At 38.0% G+C, this 21,401-nt stretch carries 22 protein-coding genes; 12 read left to right on the plus strand and 10 right to left on the minus strand.

The window, feature by feature from the left end; all coding sequences use genetic code 11:
• Both Q2U82_RS05360 and Q2U82_RS05365 read left to right on the plus strand, forming a co-directional pair.
• The gene (locus Q2U82_RS05360; RefSeq protein WP_410006673.1) at positions 1–2,292 is read left to right on the plus strand and encodes a beta-N-acetylhexosaminidase; all 2,292 of its coding nucleotides are present in this window, start codon (positions 1–3) and stop codon (positions 2,290–2,292) included.
• Positions 2,289–3,014, plus strand: coding sequence for a copper homeostasis protein CutC (locus Q2U82_RS05365; RefSeq protein ID WP_410006674.1), 726 nt, complete (start codon positions 2,289–2,291; stop codon positions 3,012–3,014). Before Q2U82_RS05360 ends, Q2U82_RS05365 begins: the two co-directional genes overlap by 4 nt.
• On the opposite strand, the gene Q2U82_RS05370 is transcribed toward Q2U82_RS05365, so the two are convergent.
• From Q2U82_RS05370 to Q2U82_RS05380, 3 genes are read right to left on the minus strand one after another with little or no spacing between them, the layout of a single operon-like run.
• Positions 3,006–3,500 (minus strand): YciI family protein, encoded by a 495-nt coding sequence (locus Q2U82_RS05370; RefSeq protein ID WP_410006675.1) that lies wholly within the window; start codon positions 3,498–3,500, stop codon positions 3,006–3,008. The genes Q2U82_RS05365 and Q2U82_RS05370 overlap by 9 nt on opposite strands.
• Positions 3,490–3,969 carry a CYTH domain-containing protein gene (locus Q2U82_RS05375; RefSeq protein WP_410006676.1) on the minus strand — a complete coding sequence of 160 codons (480 nt, stop codon included), beginning with the start codon at positions 3,967–3,969 and terminating at the stop codon, positions 3,490–3,492. Before Q2U82_RS05375 ends, Q2U82_RS05370 begins: the two co-directional genes overlap by 11 nt.
• Positions 3,950–4,615, minus strand: coding sequence for an NAD(P)H-binding protein (locus Q2U82_RS05380; protein WP_410007132.1), 666 nt, complete (start codon positions 4,613–4,615; stop codon positions 3,950–3,952). The genes Q2U82_RS05375 and Q2U82_RS05380 overlap by 20 nt, the downstream gene beginning before the upstream one ends.
• A 70-nt stretch (positions 4,616–4,685) precedes the next feature.
• On the opposite strand from Q2U82_RS05380, the gene dinB reads away from it, so the two are divergent.
• Together dinB and Q2U82_RS05390 are read left to right on the plus strand one after the other, a co-directional pair.
• Entirely contained in the window at positions 4,686–5,789 is a 1,104-nt protein-coding gene (gene dinB / locus Q2U82_RS05385) for a DNA polymerase IV (RefSeq protein WP_062620539.1), read from the plus strand.
• 48 nt (positions 5,790–5,837) lie between these two features.
• Entirely contained in the window at positions 5,838–6,599 is a 762-nt protein-coding gene (locus tag Q2U82_RS05390) for a hypothetical protein (RefSeq protein ID WP_410006677.1), read from the plus strand.
• A gap of 13 nt (positions 6,600–6,612) precedes the next feature.
• On the opposite strand, the gene Q2U82_RS05395 is transcribed toward Q2U82_RS05390, so the two are convergent.
• Entirely contained in the window at positions 6,613–6,861 is a 249-nt protein-coding gene (locus tag Q2U82_RS05395; RefSeq protein ID WP_410006678.1) for a helix-turn-helix domain-containing protein, read from the minus strand.
• A gap of 202 nt (positions 6,862–7,063) precedes the next feature.
• Here Q2U82_RS05395 and Q2U82_RS05400 point away from each other — a divergent pair, with 202 nt between their 5' ends.
• On the plus strand, positions 7,064–8,434 hold the full coding sequence (locus Q2U82_RS05400; protein WP_410006679.1) for a hypothetical protein: 1,371 nt from the start codon (positions 7,064–7,066) through the stop codon (positions 8,432–8,434).
• 61 nt (positions 8,435–8,495) lie between these two features.
• Positions 8,496–9,866 (plus strand): T9SS type A sorting domain-containing protein, encoded by a 1,371-nt coding sequence (locus Q2U82_RS05405; protein WP_410006680.1) that lies wholly within the window; start codon positions 8,496–8,498, stop codon positions 9,864–9,866.
• A gap of 38 nt (positions 9,867–9,904) precedes the next feature.
• Here the strand turns inward: Q2U82_RS05405 and pyk are convergent, their stop codons facing one another.
• The 5 genes from pyk to Q2U82_RS05430 form a co-directional block, all read right to left on the minus strand.
• Positions 9,905–11,335: a pyruvate kinase gene (pyk, locus tag Q2U82_RS05410; protein ID WP_410006681.1), complete on the minus strand. Its 1,431-nt coding sequence runs from the start codon at positions 11,333–11,335 to the stop codon at positions 9,905–9,907.
• A complete protein-coding gene (locus Q2U82_RS05415; RefSeq protein WP_410006682.1) occupies positions 11,336–11,821 on the minus strand; it encodes an IPExxxVDY family protein in 486 nt (161 codons plus the stop codon).
• A gap of 138 nt (positions 11,822–11,959) precedes the next feature.
• The gene (rnc, locus tag Q2U82_RS05420; RefSeq protein ID WP_410006683.1) at positions 11,960–12,703 is read right to left on the minus strand and encodes a ribonuclease III; all 744 of its coding nucleotides are present in this window, start codon (positions 12,701–12,703) and stop codon (positions 11,960–11,962) included.
• Positions 12,704–12,711: 8 nt separating this feature from the next.
• A complete protein-coding gene (gene fabF / locus Q2U82_RS05425) occupies positions 12,712–13,965 on the minus strand; it encodes a beta-ketoacyl-ACP synthase II (protein ID WP_410006684.1) in 1,254 nt (417 codons plus the stop codon).
• Between the two features lie 10 nt (positions 13,966–13,975).
• Positions 13,976–14,209, minus strand: coding sequence for an acyl carrier protein (locus Q2U82_RS05430; RefSeq protein WP_410006685.1), 234 nt, complete (start codon positions 14,207–14,209; stop codon positions 13,976–13,978).
• Between the two features lie 311 nt (positions 14,210–14,520).
• Between Q2U82_RS05430 and Q2U82_RS05435 the strand changes: the two genes are divergently transcribed.
• Entirely contained in the window at positions 14,521–15,129 is a 609-nt protein-coding gene (locus Q2U82_RS05435; protein ID WP_410006686.1) for a phosphoribosylglycinamide formyltransferase, read from the plus strand.
• Positions 15,130–15,133: 4 nt separating this feature from the next.
• Positions 15,134–15,769, plus strand: coding sequence for a viroplasmin family protein (locus Q2U82_RS05440; RefSeq protein WP_410007133.1), 636 nt, complete (start codon positions 15,134–15,136; stop codon positions 15,767–15,769).
• 3 nt (positions 15,770–15,772) lie between these two features.
• Here Q2U82_RS05440 and Q2U82_RS05445 read toward each other — a convergent pair whose 3' ends face one another.
• Complete coding sequence (locus Q2U82_RS05445) at positions 15,773–17,365, minus strand: hypothetical protein (RefSeq protein ID WP_410006687.1); 1,593 nt, start codon at positions 17,363–17,365, stop codon at positions 15,773–15,775.
• 343 nt (positions 17,366–17,708) lie between these two features.
• Here Q2U82_RS05445 and Q2U82_RS05450 point away from each other — a divergent pair, with 343 nt between their 5' ends.
• From Q2U82_RS05450 to Q2U82_RS05465, 4 genes are all read left to right on the plus strand, one after another.
• The gene (locus tag Q2U82_RS05450; protein WP_410007134.1) at positions 17,709–17,792 is read left to right on the plus strand and encodes a T9SS type A sorting domain-containing protein; all 84 of its coding nucleotides are present in this window, start codon (positions 17,709–17,711) and stop codon (positions 17,790–17,792) included.
• A gap of 8 nt (positions 17,793–17,800) precedes the next feature.
• Positions 17,801–18,343: a hypothetical protein gene (locus Q2U82_RS05455; RefSeq protein WP_410006688.1), complete on the plus strand. Its 543-nt coding sequence runs from the start codon at positions 17,801–17,803 to the stop codon at positions 18,341–18,343.
• A 125-nt stretch (positions 18,344–18,468) separates the two neighbouring features.
• Positions 18,469–19,392, plus strand: coding sequence for a PfkB family carbohydrate kinase (locus tag Q2U82_RS05460; protein ID WP_410006689.1), 924 nt, complete (start codon positions 18,469–18,471; stop codon positions 19,390–19,392).
• Between the two features lie 58 nt (positions 19,393–19,450).
• On the plus strand, positions 19,451–21,349 hold the full coding sequence (locus Q2U82_RS05465; RefSeq protein WP_410006690.1) for an amidophosphoribosyltransferase: 1,899 nt from the start codon (positions 19,451–19,453) through the stop codon (positions 21,347–21,349).
• Positions 21,350–21,401: the final 52 nt, after the last annotated feature.

A 21,401-nucleotide genomic window follows, 5' to 3' on the forward strand; every position in this document is an offset into this window, starting at 1 on the left:
ATGCGAAAAATCCTTTTCTTATTCATATTTATAATGTCCGCTGGAATGTTTTCGCAGAGCGATCAAATTGCACTGATTCCAAAACCGCAGTCTTTGGAATTAAAAAAAGGAACTTTCAAAATTGATAAAAACATTACCCTTTATTTTGAACCAGAATTTGAAATTGCAGGAAATTTTTTAAATGATTTTCTTCAAAATGGAGCGGGATTTCAGCTTAAAAAAACTTCGGAAAAAGAAGCAGATTTAATTTTCAAAAAAGATGTGTCCCAACCTTCCGAAGGCTATATTTTAGAAATATCGAATTCAAAAATTACAATAAAAGCTTCTGATGCGAGCGGTGCTTTTTATGCGGTTCAAACCTTGCGGCAATTACTTCCACCACAGGTTGAGGTAAAAAATCCAACTAAAGAGCAATCATTTTCAATACCACAATTAACGATTACAGATTACCCAAAATTCCAATACCGAGGAATGCATTTGGATTGTGCTCGGCATTTTTTCGATAAAGAGTTCGTGAAAAAATACATCGCCAACCTCGCTTTGTTGAAAATGAATTATTTTCATTGGCATCTCACGGATGACCAAGGTTGGCGGATTGAAATAAAAAAGTATCCGGAACTCACATCAAAAGGTGCTTTTCGCGAAGAAACTCTAATTGGGCATTATAACGATACCCCACAAAAATTTGACGGCAAGCGCTACGGCGGTTTTTACACCCAAGAAGACATAAAAGAAGTAGTAGCTTTTGCTGCAAAACACAACGTTACCATAATTCCCGAAATTGAAATGCCTGGCCACGCCCAGGCTGCAATCAGTGCCTATCCTGAGTTGGGCTGCACAGGCACACAAATTCCCGTTGCTACAACTTGGGGTGTTTTTGAAGATATTTTTTGTCCGAAAGAAGAAACTTTTACTTTTTTGGAAAATGTGTTAAGTGAAGTTATTCCTTTATTTCCAAGTGAATATATTCACATCGGCGGCGATGAAGCCCCAAAATTACAATGGAAGAATTGTGCTCATTGCCAAAAATTGATAAAGGATAAAAATTTAAAAGATGAGCACGGTTTGCAGAGTTATTTCATTCAGCGAATAGAAAAATTTGTAAACAGCAAAGGGAAAAAAATAATAGGCTGGGACGAGATTTTGGAAGGCGGCCTAGCGCCAAACGCAACCGTAATGTCGTGGCGCGGGATGCAGGGCGGCATTGATGCTGTAAAAGAAAAACACGACGTGATCATGACGCCAACCTCACATTCTTATTTTGATTATTATCAAAGCGATAACCCAGATGAGCCCTTGGCGATTGGAGGTTTTGTTCCCTTAAAAAAAGTGTATTCTTTCAATCCAATTTCTAAAGAATTAAATGCAGAGGAGTCAAAATATATACTCGGTGCGCAGGCCAATCTGTGGACAGAATACATTCAGAATGAAAAGCAAGTTGAATATATGGTTTTTCCAAGAATCCTTGCTATGAGTGAAGTTACGTGGAGCGGTCCTTCAGAAAATTTGGAAAAGGATTACCCAGATTTCGTTACTCGCGTTGAAGAGTTTATGCCGCGTTTGGATTCTTTGAATATTAATTATGCCAATCATTTATACGAACTTGAAGGCAAGATTTTGAAAGAGGACGGCAAGGTTTTTTACGAGTTGACAACGCCAACAAAGGGAAAGGAAATCCGCTACTCTATAAATAATTCTGAAACTAAAGCCTATTCAAAACCGATTTTGATTGAAGAAAATTCGAAGATTTCAGCCAATTTTTTTAAAAATGGCGAAAAAGTGGGGCGTGATTTTTTCGAAGAAATTATGTATCACAAAGGAATTACAGCTAAAATTTCATTGAGCGTTCCGCCAAATCCTGCGTATGCCACTGGCGGAAAAGAAGCTTTGATTAATGGAATTTCAGGAAGTGATAAACGTTACGGTGATAAGGAATGGCTGGGGTTTTGGGGAGATGATTTGGAAATTACGATTGATTTCGGAAAGGAAATTGAAATTAATTCGGTAAATCTTCGATTTTATGATGCGCCGGGACAATGGATTCATGCACCGAAAGAGGTTATTGGTTTTTGCTTTGATTTGGAAGGGAAAAAAAATACTTCTTTAACCAAATATTTTCAAAATTTACAACCAAATATAAAAACTGTAAAAATTGATTTATCAATTAGAAATAAACCCATTAGTTCAAGTGTTATACATATTAAGGTTCCCAATTATGGAATCATTCCCGAAGGCCAACAAGGCGCTGGAAACAAAGCCTGGACATTTATTGACGAAATTATTATAGAATGATTATAGAAATTTGCGCCAACAGTTTTGAAAGTGCCCAAGCCGCACAACTTGCCGGAGCACACCGAATTGAACTTTGCACCGAACTTTCGGTTGGCGGGCTCACGCCAAGTTACGGCTTGATTGAAAAAGTGGTTTCGGAATTGAATATTCCCACTCACGTTTTAATCCGTCCGCGAAGTGGAAATTTTACCTATTCCAAAGAAGAATTTGATGTAATGTTGCGCGATATTGCTTTCTGCAAAAAGATGGAATGCGCAGGAATTGTAAGCGGATTTTTAACCTCGGAAAGCAAAATTGATTCAGGAAAAACAAAACGATTAATTGCCGCTTCCGAAGGAATGGAGTTTACTTTTCACCGCGCTTTTGATTGGGTTGAAAACCCAATTGAAGAACTTCAAAAATTGATTGATTTAGAAGTAAACAGATTGCTTTCTTCGGGTCAAAAACCAACTGCAATCGAAGGAATTTCTCTTTTAAAAGAACTTCAAAATATTTCAAAAGGAAAAATTGAAATCATGCCCGGAGGCGGAATTAACATTGAAAATGCCTTGAAATTTAAAGAAGCTGGATTTAAAAGCATTCACTTTTCGGCAACAACGAAAAAGCAAGTTCTTTCAAAAAAGCCCATCGTTTCAATGCACAGTGATTCTTTTTTTGAAGAAGGAATTATTGCGACCTCAAATGCCGAAACCATTCAAAAAATAAAAGCACTTTTAGCGTAACGGAAATCCCTTGGCAGCCCACCACGGGTGGATTTCAATCACCAATCTTCCTGATTTTACCATTGGGTCCATATTGGCTAAGCTGTCCGCCATTTTTTGGGTGGGAACGTTATAAATAGTGATGCCTCGAATGTCGCCATCATTGCCAAACGGGCCTGAAATATCTGCAAAACCTTCTTCATACATCCGGCCCAAATGCGCTAAATGTAACTTTTGAAGGCTATCTGCTTCTTCTTTGGTTTGCGAACGGGTTGGGCCACTTTTCAGGAATGCAATAAAATATTGTTGCATCAAAATAGTATCACCAGATTTGTCGTCAACGTAATCAAAAGTTTGGAAACCTTTTTGAGTAAGTTCCTCTTTCAGCTGCGCCATTGGAATTTTCTCTTCCTCTGGGCAAGGTTCGGTGATGTATTCTTTCTCAATTTTGGTTTCACAACTAAAAAGTGTGATTCCTAAAATTATCAATAGTAGTTTAGTTTTCATTTGTCCAGTTTTTATATGGGGTTTTACTCAAATTTGAATTGTAATATTTCACATCGCCCGTAACTTCCTTTCCCAGCCATTCGGGTTTTGAAAAGGGTTCGGTTTCGGAATCGAGTTCTATTTCGGCAATGATTAAACCTTCGTTATCGCCCATAAAATCATCCACTTCAAAAGTATGGTCGTCAAAGAAAATTTCATAGCGTGTTTTTTCAATAATTCCCGGCTCGCAAAGGTGGAGCAATTCTTCTGCTTCTGCCTGTGAAATCTGCTTTTCCCACTCAAAGCGGGAAAGGCCGGATTTATTTGACTTCCCCTTTATAGTAATAAACCCATCATTCCCTTGTATGCGGATGCGCACGGTGCGTTCGGGATGGGTGTTCAAAAACCCTTGAACGATTCGCGTGCGTTTGTGCGCCTCATTTTTAAAAGCTTCGGAGGTGACTAAAAATTTACGTTCTATTTCCTGCATTTTGGGCTATTTGTTTGATTTCATCGGAAGTGATTTGTTGTTTTGGAAATTCTTTATTCGCCAAAGCCAGCATCGCCTCGGCAATGGTTTCGGCTTTAATCATTTTGTATTTCTTTGGAATCAAAAATCCGAAGGTTTTCATAAAAAAAGTTGCCACTTTTTCACCAAAACGGTTTTCATCCCTATCGCCCACAATGAGCGAAGGTTGCAAAATGTATGTATTTTTAATATTCTGACTTAATACATCGCGCTGCATTTCGCCTTTGGTTTTGTTGTAAAAAATACTGCTATTGGCATCTGCGCCCATTGCCGAAATTACGATAAACGTTTCAATTCCGTTCTGTTTTGAAAGCTTGGCGGCAGTCACAGGAATGCCGTAATCAATCTTTTTATAGGTTTCCTTATCGGGCGTTTTGGATTTTGTGGTGCCAATACAGCAGAAAACCACATCGGCTTTAAAGGCTTCGGAATGATTTTCCAGTTGAAACATATCTATCAAATGCTCCTCAATTTTCGGGGAATTCATATCAGCAGTGCTGCGCGAAAAGAGTTTTATCTTTTCATAAACAGGGTCTTTCAAAAGTTTTTTGAGCAGGATACTTCCCGTTAAGCCCGTGGCGCCTAAAATGATTGCTGTTTTATTCATTGAATATGTTTCCATTAAAAATAGGTTTCGACTGCGCTCAACCAGACATTAAAGATATTAAATTTGTAAGATGCAGGACGAAATGCCCATCCGCAAAATTATACACGTAGATATGGACGCTTTTTATGCGTCCGTGGAGCAGTTGGACAATCCCGAGCTTCGCGGAAAGGCGATAGCCGTGGGCGGAAGTTCGGTACGTGGCGTTGTAAGCGCGGCAAGTTATGAAGCCCGAAAATTTGGTGTACGCAGTGCGATGAGTGGGACGGTAGCACGAAAGCTTTGTCCAGACTTGATTTTTGTACGAACCAATTTTGACCGCTACAAAGAAGTTTCAAAACAAATCAGGAAAATATTTTTTGAATATACCGATTTGGTAGAACCGCTGTCTTTGGACGAAGCTTATTTGGACGTAACCGAAAACAAAAAGGGCAATCCCAGCGCCACGATGATTGCAACCGAGATTCGGAAAAAGATAAAAGAAAAGACAGGGTTGAACGCTTCCGCAGGGATTTCGGTGAATAAATTTGTGGCAAAAATTGCTAGTGATATTAACAAGCCCAACGGACAAAAAACCATTGGTCCCGAGGAAGTGGTTCCTTTTTTGGAAACGCTGGATGTAAAGAAATTCTACGGTGTCGGGAAAGTGACCAAAGAGAAAATGTACCGTTTGGGTATTTTTACGGGAAAGGATTTAAAAAGCAAATCACTTGAATTTTTAGAGGAACACTTCGGAAAGAGCGGCGGGTTTTATTACAAGGTGGTCCGTGGCATCCACAACAGCAAAGTAAAGCCTTCACGGACGCAGAAATCGTTGGCGGCAGAACATACTTTTTCTGAAAATATTTCTTCTGAAATTTTTATGCTCGAAAGGCTTGAGGAAATCGCAGCAGAAGTTGAAAACAGGTTAAAGAGCAAAAAACTGGCGGGAAAAACTGTTACGCTGAAAATTAAATATCGCGATTTTACGCTGCAAACGCGCAGCAAAACGCTTCCGCTGTTTATAGCTTCAAAGGAATTGATATTGGAAGTGGTTAAAGAATTGTTATTTCAGGAAAAAATGAAAGAATCGGTACGGTTGTTGGGAATTTCCATTTCACACCTTAACAACGAAACCCCGAAGAAAAAGGAGGTTCCAAAGGAATCCATAGACGTGCAATTAAAACTTGAATTTTAAATATGACAGAAGACTACGTATCTTTAAACTAATTTAAAACTCCAGCTTATGAAAACCGTAGCTTTTTCCCTTCTTGCCCTTGCAGGTTTTACACTTTTATTTTCCTGTAAAAATGACGCCAAAACCAACGAAGAAACGCAGACTGTTGTAACTGATTCCATTCCTGCGGAAACTGCGCCCGATGCTATGTATGTTACCGCTGTAAGCGGGCTGACCTTACGCGAGTTTCCCAATCTTCAAAGTGCGAAACTTGCCGTGATGCCTTTGGGCACGAAAGTGAAAATTTTGAATGCCGAAGGAAAAACCACGATGAATGTGGGTGGAATTGATGGCGCGATGGATGAGGTTGAATACAATAATAAAAAGGGTTTCGCCTTTAATGGTTTTCTGTCAAAGTTTTATCCACCTGAAGAAGATGCTGCCGCAAAAAGCTATGCTGAGGAATTAAAAAAGGATTTTCCAAAGGTGAATTATTCCGAAGCAACGGGCGGCACAGCAAGCAAGCCCACCAAAACTGAAACTTTGATTCTGCCAACAGATAAATGGCACGAAGCGTTTTTTACGGCCCAACAACTTTTTGCAATTCCGAAATCGTTTGCGTTTCCAAATCCTAAGGGCTCCAATAACGAAACGCAACAAAACAACGAGAAAAAGAAAACCGATTTTATCAGCGAGCTACAGGTTTCACGAAATAGCAACGAACTTCAGAAAATAGTTTATAACTACAAAACAACTGGTTTTGGTTATATGGTAACCATTACCAAAGAAACGGAGGGGATGAAACTTGAGAAGGTTGAGGTTGCGGATTAAAGTCCATATGTTTTTATAGATCTTCTAATAATGTTGAAATAGAAATATCCAATGCTTTTGCTATTACGCCTATTGTAACAATATTGGGCGTAACTTTTCCTTTCTCAATTTTATAAATATATTGTCTGTCTTTTAATGTAAGTTCTGCCAGTTTGGTTTGGGAGAGTTTATTTCTTTTTCTTGCCATTTTTATAGCAAGACCTACGCTAGCAGGAAGGCTTGCTTTAAGTTTTAAAATCTGTTCTTCACTTACAAATGACATGTAAGCAAATTCTTTGAATATTTAATATTTTTCGTAACCTTATAGTACTACATTAAGAATTTTGTTTTGTATTTGGTTTCCTCCCCAGTTATTTAGAAAGCTAATTTTCACAATTATTGTTTAACTAAATACTGATTTTATGAAACCAACCAAATTATTTTTCCGATTACTTTTTTGTACATTTATTGGAAATGTATTTTTTATGAACGCACAACAGACCAATCCTGAATGTGTAGTTATCGAAAACAACCAAACCGATCCTGTTGGAACTTTCAGTTATTCCACAGACATGGAGACATTGAACAATTGTGACCCCATTGTTTTTAACGTTAAATTTTGGGGTATTAAACACCCAGATGGAAATGTTTATTTTCCAAACAGGTATCACGATGCATTGCAGTCCATAGCAAATTTGAATATTCTTTATAATAAATTTGGAATATATTTTAAATTTCGTGGCTATGACGATATTCAGAGTCCAGCACTGCCCAATGATCCAGATGGGTATTTTGTTCTTCAGACTACATCCCAATACAGCGCAATGGTAAGTTGGGCTACCACCAATGGTTATAAAGACGTAAATTCCTTAAATGTGTATGCTTTTGGATGGGCACCATGGGGTGGAGGCATTGCAAATATGCCTAGCACTACCTGCGCTGTAAACTCTGCAGGTTTAGGAAACCTTATAACCACACATGAAATTTCCCATAATCTTTATTTAGGGCATACCCGGTCTGCCAATGAGCATACCACCCGCGATCCGCTTAATCAATATTTTAATGCAACCTTTGCTGGAGACCAAGTTGTGGATACTGCCGCAAACATTGGATTTTACCACAGCAGTTGTAGTTGTACCCTTTATATAGATCCAACGGATTGCACTTATTTTGGTACTGAAACTGATAATTCACCTGATCATAAGGAATATGAAATTTATCATATAGATGTAATAAACATAATGGGAGATGCTTATGGTTGTTCCGAACAATCTTTGACCACAGGACAAGCCATACGTGTACGTGAAAAGGTGGACACTGGATTCTATGATGCGGTATTGACCGATATTGCCTCGCTCTATGAACCTTATGATGGGGAATATTTTTATAGCAGTAGCCAAGGAAGTCCCTCAAATTATAAACCTTTGTTCCAACCGGGGTTTGACTATCGGTTTGTGGAGTGCAATTGTGATTGTCCGCTTCCCTCGGATTATTATGATACCTCTTTTTCATATACCAACAATACGTTATTGACAATCAGCAAATATGAAACGGATTATAGCATAATTACCCATCCAAATCACAGTGCCATTCATATTGATCTCCTTTCACCTTGTATTGCCAGTGGACAAAATACTCGTAGATGTTATGACAACTATAATAGAAGGCCAAAAGATGGAAGTATTACGTTATTTAATGATGGAGTTTTAAATGGCAATGTCACTGTTACCCAGAAAGATTCTCTTGGCATTAATCAGCCAACCTTGATAGAAGACCTCAACCCAGGCCTTTACAAAGTAGAAAAAAATTATGAGGATGGCGAGATTGAGCAGGATATAATCTTTAAAGGAAATTAAGTAAAAATTATAAGACAGCTCTCAATTTTATTGGGAGTTGTCTTTTTAAGAGAAAAAAATCATGCAGCATAAGCTTTTTATAATATTTCTGATTATATCTTACAATACATATTCTCAATTTGGCCCGCAGAAGATTATAACTGAAAGTGCAAACGGTACTCGAGTGATATTTTCAGCTGATTTGGACGGTGATGGAGATTTAGATATTATGTCCGCAAATAAATTTGGCAGTTCTTTAACCTGGTACAGAAATTTGGATGGTTATGGAACTTTTGGTCCAGAAAATTTAATAGCAATTTTGGATCAGACGATTTGGATTTCTGCGGCAGATCTCGATGGTGATGGAGATATGGATGTCCTGGCAGTATCAGGTCCACAAAATAGAGTAGCGTGGTATGAAAACCTGGACGGTCAGGGAAATTTTAGTTCGCTAAAAAGCATTAATGGCGGTGCGGATGGTGCGTCTTGTGTAATAGCCGAAGACTTAGATGGCGATGGTGATTTGGACGCCATATCTGCCGCCGATCTTTCCAATACCATAGCTTGGTATGAAAATACAGATGGCCAGGGTGATTTCAGTAATGCTAAAATTATAGATAACACGATTGGAAGTCCTCGGTTCGTAATGTCAGCTGACATGGATGGAGATGGTGATTTAGATGTTTTGGGAAATGGCTCTAGTCCACTAATAGCTTATTGGATGGAAAACATGGATGGTCAAGGAACTTTTGGCACACGCCACGTAATAACCGATTCTGGGGCGTATTTAAATGTAGTCTTTGCTGCCGATGTTGACAATGATGGCGATATGGATGTATTTTCAGCATCCCCAGCGGATAAAGAGGTTGCTTGGTACGAAAACCTAGATGGCCTGGGAAATTTTGGATCAAAAAACTCAATAACAAGCACTTTGATTGATGCTTGGACTGTTTTTGTTGCTGATTTGGATAATGATGGAGACAATGATGTATTAGCTACGAATGCGGATCCTTTTGGGGGTGAAGTAGTCTGGTTTGAAAACTTGGACGGTCTGGGCAGTTTTAGTACTAAAAAAATTATAAGTACAGAAGTACAATCACCACGTTCAGTAATTGCTGCCGATATAGACAATGATGGCGATATGGATGTAATTTCTTCATCACAGAACGATGATAAAATAGCATGGTATGAAAACCTTACCATCATTGGTATTGAAGAAAACCAACTAGATAATATAAAAATATATCCAAATCCAACAACTCGATTAATCTTTATAGAGTCAAAAACTGAAAACATTTTAGGAGCCACCATTTTTGATATATTAGGTAAAAATGTACTTCAAGAAATTGGCAATATTCAGGAAATGGATATTTCACATCTTCAAAGTGGGATGTATTTTTTAAGGATTAAAACGGATAGCGGGGAATTCGTTCAAAAAATTATAAAAGAATAAAACTCTTCATTTAAAATCAATTTTGCCAAAGTTAAAATTTATTTCACCTGCGTAACCCGCAACGTATTTACCATGCCTTTATCCACAATTGGCATTGCCGCAAGGTTTATTAAGAAATCGCCTTTGTGCACGTAACCTTTTTCAAAAGCAATCCGGTTTACATCGTCCACGGTTTCATCAGTACTTACATATTTATCGTAATAAAACGCTTTTACGCCCCACAATAAATTTAAACGGGCAAGAATGCGTTTGTTGCTGGTAAACGCCAAAATAAATGCCGAAGGGCGCCATGCCGAAATCTGGAAAGCAGTATAGCCACTGTTAGTTAAGGTGCAAATTGCTTGCGCTTCAATTTCATTGGCCATAAGAGCGGCGTGGTAGCAAATGGATTTGGTGACGTAACGATTTGTTTTAATTTGAGGCGGTTCTTGTGGCACGTGTATCAATTCAGAGTTTTCTACACTTTTTAGGATTTTTGTCATTGTTTTAATAACGGCAACGGGATAATTCCCTACGGATGTTTCACCGGAAAGCATCACGGCATCAGCACCGTCCATTACGGAGTTTGCCACGTCATTCACTTCGGCGCGGGTTGGCGTTAGTGAAGTTATCATCGTCTCCATCATTTGGGTTGCTATGATTACTGGAATTCGGGCACGCTTTGCCGTTAAGACCAATTCTTTTTGAATTAGCGGTACTTCCTCTGCGGGAACTTCAACACCCAGATCGCCACGAGCAACCATCAAACCGTCACAATAAGCGATAATTTTATCAATATTCTCAACAGCTTCTGGTTTTTCAATTTTTGCGATGATAGGAATTTTATATTCGGAATGTGCTTCAATCAAGGCCTGCAATTCCTTTAAATCATCTGCATTACGCACAAAGGAAAGGGCGAGCCAATCCACTTTTTGCTGAATGGCAAAAACAGCGTCTTCTTTATCTTTCGCAGTAAGTGCCGGAAGTGAAATTTTGGTATTTGGCAGGTTAACCCCTTTTTTTGAACGAAGTGGTCCACCTTGAATTACCATTACTTTCACTTCATCTTTTCTGTTAGTTTTAAGCACTTCAAAAATAAGTTTGCCATCGTCTAAAAGCACTCGTTCGCCAGGGTTCACGTCTTTTGGAAAATTGTCATAATTCATATAAACCTTCTTCTTGGTGCCTTCAAATTCTGCTCCAGTTACAAAGGAGAGTTCATCGCCTGGTTGTACTATTACTTCTTCTTTCATAATCCCAACGCGAAGTTTAGGACCCTGCAAGTCACCCAAAATGGCAACATGCGTATCCAATTCTTCAGAAAGGTTTCTGATGGTTTTAATAGTTTTTTTGACGGTAGCATAATCGGCATGGGAAAAATTTACCCTAAAAACATCCACGCCTTCCAAAATCATGTGTTTCAGGATTTCTTCGCTGGAAGTTGCTGGGCCAAGGGTGGCTACTATTTTGGTTCTTTTTTGATTTGACATTTAGTCGAAAATTAAATTGTTCTTTGATTTTATGTTGTCTGTTTCCACTACGTAGGCAGAAACAATCTGTTTTAAATTGTTTATTTGTGAAACTAAAGATTGCAGCGAAACATTTTCAAAGTCTGAATAAATTTTCAGAAAATAATCCACTTTTTTAAACTCCGGCAACAGAAAATGATCTTTTTCTGAACCGATTTCTGAAAACAGTCCACCAGAACTTTGCAAACTAGCTTCCGCGATTCTACATTTATTGGCAAAAAGATAATATTGACTATAATTGAGCTCGTCCACAAAATCGAAAATTGGAAAGGTTATCATCATTCCTTCGTAAGAAAAATCAATATCTACCCTTCTTCTTTTGAAACGAGTATTTAGGTATTGATTTATCAAATAGGCCACTTTATAAGCTTCTTCGCTGCTATGGATGGCGATTAGCGTATAGGGTTCTTCAGACTCCTCTCCCATATCCAATTTGTGATGGATCATATTCTTTGATGTTATAGTTGCGGTGGAGGCATTTATTTTGCCGTTACAAGTCTTTATACAAAAATAGGCAACTTTACAGCTATTAACTAAAGAAGTTGGGAATGTTGGAAACTATTAATGTAAAAATAACCTTATAATTTAAGGCTTTTCCGAATCAATCTTTATCTGAAGTTTATAGAAAGCTCTCTTTGCAGCACGTTCTTCAGCTTTCTTTTTAGAAGTTGCGCGGGCTTTAGTGATTACTTCGTCTTCAAGTTTTAGGCGTACAGCAAAATGTTTTAATTCATCTTTGCCATTGTCCTCATAGATTTCAAAATTGAACTGCTTCTTATATTTCTGGCACCATTCAATAAAAAGGCTTTTGTAGCTTATTACTTTTCCTTCCAGTTTTTTGATGTCAACATAAGGTTTTATAACCCTTTTTTGGATGAATTTTTCACAATATTTGAAACCTCGGTCTAAATAAATGGCGCCCACGAGTGCTTCAAAAACATTTCCATAAATATTTCCGCTGAATTGCTGTGTTGGGACTGTGGTTTTTAAAAACTTTACTAATTGAAGATCGCGCCCCAATTCGTTTAAGTGTTCACGACTCACTACCTTACTCCGCATTTTGGTTAAATAACCTTCGTTTCCACTGGGCACTTTTTTGAACAAATGTGCCGCGATTACCGCACCAAGCATAGCATCACCCAAAAATTCGAGTCTTTCATAGTTTTGGGGTTGTCCATTAAGGTTTTTTTCGTTTGTAGAACGGTGCGTAAATGCAGTTTGGTAAATAGAAATATCTTTAGGATTGAACCCTAGTATTTTTTTTAGGGAATTAGAAAATTCCCCGTTTTTGTCAGTACGGGAAGAAAATATGTTTTTAATGGAGGCCATTAATTTTTTTAGGCATCAAGTTTTTTAAAGAGCACGCAAGCATTGTGCCCGCCAAACCCAAAAGTGTTGCTCATAGCAACTTTAATGTCGCGCTTTTGAGCTTTATTTAAGGTAAGGTTTAAAGAAGGATCAATATTTTCATCTACCGTAGTATGGTTAATGGTAGGTGGAACAATCCCGTATTTCATTGCCAAAATAGAGGCAATTGCTTCAATAGCACCAGCAGCTCCCAAAAGGTGGCCGGTCATAGATTTTGTTGAATTGATATTGATGTCTTTGGCGTGTTCTCCAAAAACATTTACAATAGCTTTCAGTTCGGCAACATCGCCAAGAGGAGTAGAGGTTCCGTGGGTGTTTATGGCGTCCACTTCGTTCGGGCTCATATTGGCATCGCGCAGGGTGTTCAGCATAACACGTTCTACCCCAATACCGTCTGGGTGCGGGGCCGTCATATGGTAAGCATCGCTGCTCATACCGCCGCCCACAACTTCGGCATAGATCTTTGCCCCTCGTTTTTTAGCATGTTCGTATTCCTCAAGGATCAATGCGCCAGCACCTTCGCCCAAAACAAAACCATCACGCGTAGCGTCAAAAGGACGCGATGCTGTTTCAGGACTTTCGTTAAGGGTTGATAAAGCGTGCATAGCATTAAAACCTCCCATTCCGGCCATGGTCACTGCTGCTTCGCTTCCACCTGTAACAATAATATCGCAATGTCCCAAACGTATATAGTTAAGGGCATCTATCATGGCATTGGCAGAGGAAGCACAGGCTGAGACCGTAGTATAGTTTGGCCCCATAAAACCATGCTTAATGGAAATGTTTCCGGGCGCAATGTCCGCAATCATTTTTGGAATAAAGAAGGGGTTGAAACGTGGTGTTCCATCCCCTTCTGCAAAGTTTATTACTTCATTCTGAAAAGTTTCCAACCCACCTATTCCGGCTCCCCATATTACACCAACGCGAAATTTATCTACCTCGTCGAGGTTTATTCCTGCGTCTATTATAGCTTCATCTGAAGAAACAAGGGCGTATTGGGCAAAACGGTCAAGTTTTCGGGCTTCTTTCCTGTCAAAATGATCTTCTGCGTTGAAATTCTTCAATTCGCAAGCGAATTTTGTTTTGAACTTTTCAGTATCAAAATATGTTATGGGCGCACAACCACTTTTACCGCTAATAAGCGCATCCCAATATTCTTGAATATTGTTGCCAATAGGGGTAAGGGCACCAAGGCCTGTAACTACAACTCGCTTTAATTCCATAGAAGAATTCTTATTTTGCTGCTTCTATATAGGAAATTGCTTGACCAACAGTGGCAATGTTCTCGGCTTGGTCGTCTGGAATCTGGATATCAAATTCTTTTTCAAATTCCATGATAAGCTCTACCGTATCTAGGGAGTCTGCTCCTAAGTCGTTAGTGAAGCTCGCGTCGTTTACAACTTCGTTTTCGTCTACACCTAATTTGTCTACGATAATCGCTTTTACTCGTGATGCAATGTCTGACATAATTCTTGATTTTTAAATTTAATTATAAGTGGCAAAAATAAAATATTTTAATTGAAAACACCATTTAATGTTAAAAATGTGGATTTGTTAATTTTGAATTTTCACATTTGAACATAATTAGGAAAATGCGCACCGCTGAATATTTCGTAATATTCAGGCTTTTTTTTGCGCATTCAATCTTTCCAAAATTTATAATACCCCAGAAAGATTAAACCAATTTAAACAATTTTGGGCGAAGTAAAACCCTATTGCCTTACTTTTGTTACTTTATTTGTTAATATTTACTTCGAGAAAAACTTTTGGAAACGGGAATGAAGAAACGGATTGTAATTTTTGCGTCGGGTAGTGGTACCAATGCCGAGAACATTATTAAATACTTTCAACGAACCCAATTTGCCGAGGTCGTTCGCGTCCTCTCAAACAAGAAGGATGCCAAAGTTTTGGAACGTGCTGAAAAACTTAAAGTTAAAGCAGTTTCTTTCACAAAGGAGGAATTGTTTTCTGAAGAAGGAACTTTAAAAGTTTTAAAGGAAATCAAGCCAGACATCATTGTTTTGGCGGGTTTTCTACTCAAATTTCCTGAAATTATTCTGAAAGAATTTCCAAACAAAGTTATAAATGTTCATCCAGCTCTGTTGCCAAAATACGGCGGAAAAGGCATGTACGGCAAGTTTGTGCATGAAGCGGTTTTGAAAAATAATGAAGCTGAAACCGGAATAACCATTCATTATGTGAATGAAAATTATGATGAAGGCGCTATTATCTCGCAGAAAAAAGTGCAGCTTTCAAAGACAGAAACTTCTGAAACCGTCGCTGAAAAAATTCATAGTTTGGAATACGAATGGTTTCCAAAAATAATTGAAGAAGTTTTACGAAAAGCATCCACCCCTAACCTCTCCTTCAAAGGAGGGGAACTATAAAGTTATGGCGAGTAAAAAGCAGAAATTTTATGTAGTGTGGTTCGGAAATCCTGCTGGAATTTTTGACAGTTGGAAGGAATGCAAACGTTCTATAGATGGCGTAAAAGGCGCACAGTATAAAAGCTTCGAAACTTTTGATGAGGCTAAAAAAGCTTACAATAAAGAATATGCAGATTATAAAGGGAAAACTGTAAAAAAAGAACTTTCCAAAGAACAACTTCAAAAAATTGGCGAACCAAATCTGTATTCCATTGCTGTTGATGCAGCTTCCAGCGGCAACCCCGGAAAAATGGAATATCGCGGGGTTGATACACAAACGCATAAGCAACTTTTTCATCAAGGCCCTTTTCAGCAGGGAACAAATAATATTGGGGAGTTTTTGGCGCTTGTACACGGCTTGGCATTTCTGAAAAAAAACAATAGCGACCGCATTATTTACAGTGATTCACGAATTGCAATGGGTTGGGTGAAAAAGAAAAAGTGCAATACAAAGTTGAAACAATCTGCAAAGAATAAAACGCTTTTTGAATTGGTTGCTCGCGCCGAGAACTGGCTAAAGACTAATAAATACGAAACAAAAATCGCAAAGTGGGAAACAAAAGCCTGGGGTGAAATTCCTGCGGATTTTGGTCGAAAGTAAACACTAAAGATTAATTTTCATAATCCAGATTTCTTTAAAATACTCAAAGCCCTTATACAGTTTCCATTTTTCATAAACCGGTTTCAAAGCATTGTTTTTGGAAACATATACATAATTCCAGTTGTTTCGGGGGTTGACAAAAGTTTGTGGGCTGTAGCTTTTTTCAGTTAAAAATTGCGACCACTTCGTAGCATTTCCGGGGACAGAAAAAACATTGGTAACAAGATAATATCCCGCCTCCAAACCTGGAACCGACATAGATTGAACCCGAACCTCTTTTTTTATTTTATCTTCTTCTGAAAGTACAATAGGTTTTTTTGGAACTACTTTTTCTTTAGGGAATTTATTTTCTGAAGTTTCTTTTTGAAGAGGCTTAGTTTCTGTTTTTTCATTTGAAACAATTGCCTTTTGTTCTTCTTCCTCAATAGGCTCTGAAATTACAGTAATTTCAGGAGCGCTGATAACTGTATCTTCTATCGCTTTTGATTTTTCCTCCAAAAAATCTTTGTTAATTTCAGTTTCAAATGCTACAAAAAACAAGTAAAAACGATCTGCTTTTGCTTGAAACCTAAGATTGGCTTGCGTTGTGGCGTTGTCCATAAGCTCATTATCTGGATTAGGGATTTCCATTTTCAATAAATCAAAACCCAATGTGTTGGCGCTGTTTGGGTTTCTATCTGTGAAAAATTCATCACCCATTGTAATGGAACTGTTGAAAAAGTTTTTTTCCTCCCTTACTTTATTGCTTAAAGGTTTATAATCTCCAGATTTTTTATCGAATATCAAAAGCTCATCTGTTTTTATTTTGCGGTCACCTTCCATAGCTCCGAGTGCAATTGTAGTTTTAACTATACCTTCTTCCTTACTTTTAAAATCCTTGAAATTTATATCTATGGCTTCTTTATTTACTTCAACCAATCCATCATAGGTTGTGAAATATTTCGGACTTTCCGAAGCATCTTCATAAACAATATATAAAAGCCAGCCAGCTGAGCCACCGCCAGAAATTTCACCTTCGGTTGCCTTTATGTTTGCAATGGTATAAGTGCCGTTAATGCTTGCGAGATTTTGAAGTTTTGATGTAACATCGGCATAGCAAACATAGGGGGAATTTGTCGTGAAAACCTCAGTTCCGTAGCTGTCGAAAATTACCTTGCCGCTCAAGGATTCATAAGTTCCATTGGGTGTTTTAAACAATATTGAATTTACTTGCCCTTCTCTATCACCACGCCCTATATGGACCATTTTGTTGCCAGTTTTTCGCAACGCTCCTTTCTCAGAAGGGTACAATCCGCACCAATAAAGCGCTGCATGGGCAATTTTTGGTTTTCCAATAATATTTTTTATTGTGGCCTCACTGGAACTGAAAGTTGTTCCATCTGTATCCACATCTATATATTTCATTTTCACAACATCGTTGGGAATGCCAATGTCCATAAGTGGTTCGGTAGGGTGATCCCCCAAAATGTTATTCCCAATAAGGATGGAATTTCCGCTAACATACAATTGTTTATTCTCCTTAAAAGGAACACCTTCTTGCGAATAAGTTTGGTAAAGAAAAAAAAGGGCAATAATCGAAAAATATAAGTTTTTCATTCAAAGGGAATTAAAAGTTTCGGAATTTACAATTTTTTTAATTACTTGTAGAATTATACTAAAATGCCAGTTATACAATATGCATTTTATCGAAAACAATTAGGTTATTAAAGAATCATTTTTTATATTTAAAAAATCATAACTCCCCGAAAAGTCTAACCATTTTAAAATTTCAAAGTTATGAAATGTATTTTTACCCCCCCCCCAGCATCCTAAAACGATACCTGTTTTTTTCTTTTTTTTAGTTAGTTTTTCCTTACCTGCCCAAGAAGGAGATGAATTTGGCTGTGGTACTGCACCTATAGAGGATGCATACCTGAAAGACCCCTTTTATGGGAAAAATTTGGAAAATTATCAATCTGGTATATATTTTATGCAGTTGACAACGGATACTAATACAGTAGTGAAAAAATTAATCATTAAATAAATAAAATTATGAAATCATATATTTTAATTTTAGTAATTGGGCTAACGTCAATTAGTTGCGAAAAAGCTAATAATCCTTCCGAAGGATATCCAAAAACCTATAAACTTAATTTCGAGTTATTAAGGGCAGATGGAAGCGTGTATGAAAATGGGGAGGTTGAAATATCTTCATTACCTTTAACTATAATAAACGGAAATTTAATGGGAAACTATGATTGGTATAAAATGGGAATTATTTTTACTGAAGTAACGCAGGAAAGTGATAAAGTTTTATTTGGCGGCCCCTGTGAAGCCCCCAATTGCCCTTCTGCTTTCATACCTATTTCTTTTGCTTCAGGCGCAGAAGGAGTTGATATAAATGGCCCTGTACCATTTGAAAAAGACAAATATTGGTTATTGCGCTATGCAAATGAAGATATAGATACACTTCGCATTCACGATGTACAGACCATAAACCCTTATAATAGAAATTTTACTTTTTTTGTTAATGAACAAGAAGTAGAAGCGACCAATTTCATTTATGAGGATTATGCAATTACAATCCAAAAATAACAAGAATAGAAAATTTTAATATTTCAACAATTTAAAACCTTTCAGCCTAAAAATTGAAAGGTTTTATTTTTTGGCATATCCAAACCCAAAACAGTATCTTTGCACCTCTATTTCAAAACCCCTTTATGAGCAAACTCGTAATTGTTGGCACAGTTGCCTTTGATGCTATTGAAACTCCTTTCGGAAAAACCGATAAAATTCTTGGTGGTGCCGCAACCTTCATTGGTTTGGCAGCTTCACAATTTAATGTGGATGGCGCTATAGTTTCAATTGTTGGTGGTGATTTTCCGAAGGAAGATCTTAAAATGCTTGAAGAAAAAGGAATGGACATTTCAGGTCTTGAAGTGGTTGAAGATGGAAAAACCTTCTTTTGGAGTGGAAAATATCATAACGATATGAATACCCGCGACACTTTGATAACCGATTTGAACGTGCTTGCAGATTTCAATCCGATAGTTCCCGAAAATTATCGCGATGCCGAAGTGGTTATGTTAGGAAATCTACATCCGCTCGTCCAACTCAGCGTAATTGAACAGATGGATTCGCCAAAATTGATTGTTTTGGATACTATGAATTTTTGGATGGACAGTGCTTTGGAAGAGTTAATGAGCGTGATTGCTAAAGTTGATGTAATCACAATAAATGACGAAGAAGCAAGACAGCTTTCTGGCGAATATTCATTAGTAAAAGCTGCTCATAAAATTATGGAAATGGGTCCAGAATATGTAGTTATAAAGAAAGGAGAGCACGGTGCGTTGCTTTTTAGTGATGATGACGTTTTCTTTGCACCCGCACTTCCGCTGGAAGAAGTTTTTGATCCAACTGGAGCTGGCGATACTTTTGCAGGAGGGTTTACCGGCTATCTGGCAAAAACGGGAGATTACAGTTATAATAATATGAAGAATGCCATTATAAATGGTTCGGCTCTGGCTTCATTTTGCGTAGAAAAATTTGGCCCCGAAAGATTACTCAAACTTTCAAATAGCGAAGTGCATCAGCGCTTACAGCAATTTAAAAGCTTGACACAATTTGACATCAAATTAACCTAAATACGCGCCCTGAAATTTCAGGGCGTTTTTTGTACATTTATATAGTTTCAGAAAAAATATGAGCGACGCGTTAAAACACGAATGTGGAATTGCACTGGTAAGACTGTTGAAGCCCTTGGAATATTACAAGGAAAAATACGGAACCGCTTTTTACGGTGTAAACAAAATGTATTTAATGATGGAGAAACAGCACAACCGTGGACAGGACGGTGCAGGCTTTGCCAGCATTAAATTGGACGTAAATCCCGGAGAACGCTATATAAGTCGTGTTCGCTCCAACGCAGCGCAACCCATTCAGGATATTTTTGCTCAGATTAATGAGCGTATAAATCTTGAGTTTTCTGAGCATCCAGAATATAAAGATGACGTTGCAGCACAGAAAAAAAACATTCCATATATAGGTGAATTATTTCTTGGGCACGTTCGCTACGGTACTTTCGGAATAAATAGCGTTGAAAACGTCCATCCCTTCCTTCGTCAAAACAATTGGATGCACCGTAATCTTATAATTGCGGGGAATTTCAATATGACCAATACCAACGAGCTTTTTGACAACCTCATAAAACTCGGAATGCACCCTAAAGAAAAGGCCGATACCGTTACTGTAATGGAAAAAATAGGCCACTTTTTGGATGATGCCGTTCGGAAACTTTACAAAAAAGCAAAAGCAAAAGGACTGAACAAACAGGAAGCTTCACCATATATTGCTGAAAATTTAAATGTGGCTAAAATCCTTAGAAAGTCTGCTTCAAACTGGGATGGAGGCTACGCGATGGCAGGTCTTTTGGGCCACGGAGACTCATTTGTGTTGCGAGATCCGGCAGGAATTCGCCCTGCATATTATTACCAAGATGATGAGGTGATTGTGGTTGCTTCGGAAAGACCTGCAATCCAAACCGTTTTCAACGTTCCTTTTGAGGAAGTGAAAGAATTAGATCCTGGACATGCCCTTATTATAAAGAAAGACGGAAGCATGAAACTTTCCGAAATACTTGCGCCTTTGGAACGCAGATCCTGTTCTTTTGAACGTATCTATTTTTCCCGCGGAAGTGATGCGGAAATCTATCAAGAGCGAAAAATGCTCGGAAAATTGATAATGCCGAAAATTTTAAAGGCAATCGATTTTGATACGGAAAATTCAGTTTTCTCTTTTATACCGAATACTGCCGAAACTTCTTTCTATGGAATGTTGGAAGCGGCTCAGGACGAGCTCAACAAACAGAAAAATGAGGCAATCCTGAAAGAAAAGGAAAGCTTGACTCCCGAAAGACTTCAGCAAATACAAGCGCATAAAATCCGCACAGAGAAAATTGCAATAAAAGACGTAAAACTTAGAACGTTTATTACAGACGATAGTAGTCGAGATGATCTGGTAGCACACGTTTATGATGTTACATACGGCGTTGTAAAACCAGATGACAATTTGGTTATTATTGACGATAGCATCGTTCGCGGAACTACTTTGAAAAAGAGCATTTTAAAAATGCTGGATAGGCTTCATCCAAAACAGATTGTTGTGGTTTCTTCAGCCCCTCAAATTCGTTACCCAGATTGTTATGGAATAGATATGGCGCGTTTAGAGCATTTAGTGGCTTTTCAAGCAGCTTTGGAACTTCATAAAGATCGCGGAACCTATGGAATTGTTGAAGAGATCTACCATAAATGTAAAGAGCAAGTTGCAATGGAAGATACTTCTGTAATCAATCACGTAAAAAAATTGTACGCTCCATTTACAGACGAAGAGATTTCAGATAAAATTGCTGAAATAATTAGCGACGAAAATATACAAGCTAAAGTGAAACTCATCTTTCAATCTGTAGATGATCTTCATAAGGCTTGTCCTAAAAATCTTGGCGATTGGTATTTCACCGGAAACTACCCAACCGCAGGCGGAAACAGGGTTGTGAACCGAGCCTACATCAACTTTTATGAAGGAAACCCTGAACGCGCCTATTAATATTCTTAAATTTTAACAGAGCATTTACCGTTTATCGGAAACCCAATCCACT

The sequence above is a fragment of the Aequorivita nionensis genome, from assembly GCF_046352995.1.
In the GTDB taxonomy this organism is placed as follows: Bacteria; Bacteroidota; Bacteroidia; order Flavobacteriales; family Flavobacteriaceae; genus Aequorivita; species Aequorivita nionensis.

Excerpts from the sequence above, each read along its gene's own strand:
- Q2U82_RS05360 (WP_410006673.1), top strand. The coding sequence starts at position 1 with ATGCGAAAAATCCTTTTCTTATTCATATTTATAATGTCCGCTGGAATG.
- Q2U82_RS05365 (WP_410006674.1), top strand. The coding sequence starts at position 2,289 with ATGATTATAGAAATTTGCGCCAACAGTTTTGAAAGTGCCCAAGCCGCA.
- Q2U82_RS05370 (WP_410006675.1), bottom strand. The coding sequence starts at position 3,500 with ATGAAAACTAAACTACTATTGATAATTTTAGGAATCACACTTTTTAGT.
- Q2U82_RS05375 (WP_410006676.1), bottom strand. The coding sequence starts at position 3,969 with ATGCAGGAAATAGAACGTAAATTTTTAGTCACCTCCGAAGCTTTTAAA.
- Q2U82_RS05380 (WP_410007132.1), bottom strand. The coding sequence starts at position 4,615 with ATGAATAAAACAGCAATCATTTTAGGCGCCACGGGCTTAACGGGAAGT.
- dinB (WP_062620539.1), top strand. The coding sequence starts at position 4,686 with ATGCAGGACGAAATGCCCATCCGCAAAATTATACACGTAGATATGGAC.
- Q2U82_RS05390 (WP_410006677.1), top strand. The coding sequence starts at position 5,838 with ATGAAAACCGTAGCTTTTTCCCTTCTTGCCCTTGCAGGTTTTACACTT.
- Q2U82_RS05395 (WP_410006678.1), bottom strand. The coding sequence starts at position 6,861 with ATGTCATTTGTAAGTGAAGAACAGATTTTAAAACTTAAAGCAAGCCTT.
- Q2U82_RS05400 (WP_410006679.1), top strand. The coding sequence starts at position 7,064 with ATGAACGCACAACAGACCAATCCTGAATGTGTAGTTATCGAAAACAAC.
- Q2U82_RS05405 (WP_410006680.1), top strand. The coding sequence starts at position 8,496 with ATGCAGCATAAGCTTTTTATAATATTTCTGATTATATCTTACAATACA.
- pyk (WP_410006681.1), bottom strand. The coding sequence starts at position 11,335 with ATGTCAAATCAAAAAAGAACCAAAATAGTAGCCACCCTTGGCCCAGCA.
- Q2U82_RS05415 (WP_410006682.1), bottom strand. The coding sequence starts at position 11,821 with ATGATCCATCACAAATTGGATATGGGAGAGGAGTCTGAAGAACCCTAT.
- rnc (WP_410006683.1), bottom strand. The coding sequence starts at position 12,703 with ATGGCCTCCATTAAAAACATATTTTCTTCCCGTACTGACAAAAACGGG.
- fabF (WP_410006684.1), bottom strand. The coding sequence starts at position 13,965 with ATGGAATTAAAGCGAGTTGTAGTTACAGGCCTTGGTGCCCTTACCCCT.
- Q2U82_RS05430 (WP_410006685.1), bottom strand. The coding sequence starts at position 14,209 with ATGTCAGACATTGCATCACGAGTAAAAGCGATTATCGTAGACAAATTA.
- Q2U82_RS05435 (WP_410006686.1), top strand. The coding sequence starts at position 14,521 with ATGAAGAAACGGATTGTAATTTTTGCGTCGGGTAGTGGTACCAATGCC.
- Q2U82_RS05440 (WP_410007133.1), top strand. The coding sequence starts at position 15,134 with ATGGCGAGTAAAAAGCAGAAATTTTATGTAGTGTGGTTCGGAAATCCT.
- Q2U82_RS05445 (WP_410006687.1), bottom strand. The coding sequence starts at position 17,365 with ATGAAAAACTTATATTTTTCGATTATTGCCCTTTTTTTTCTTTACCAA.
- Q2U82_RS05455 (WP_410006688.1), top strand. The coding sequence starts at position 17,801 with ATGAAATCATATATTTTAATTTTAGTAATTGGGCTAACGTCAATTAGT.
- Q2U82_RS05460 (WP_410006689.1), top strand. The coding sequence starts at position 18,469 with ATGAGCAAACTCGTAATTGTTGGCACAGTTGCCTTTGATGCTATTGAA.
- Q2U82_RS05465 (WP_410006690.1), top strand. The coding sequence starts at position 19,451 with ATGAGCGACGCGTTAAAACACGAATGTGGAATTGCACTGGTAAGACTG.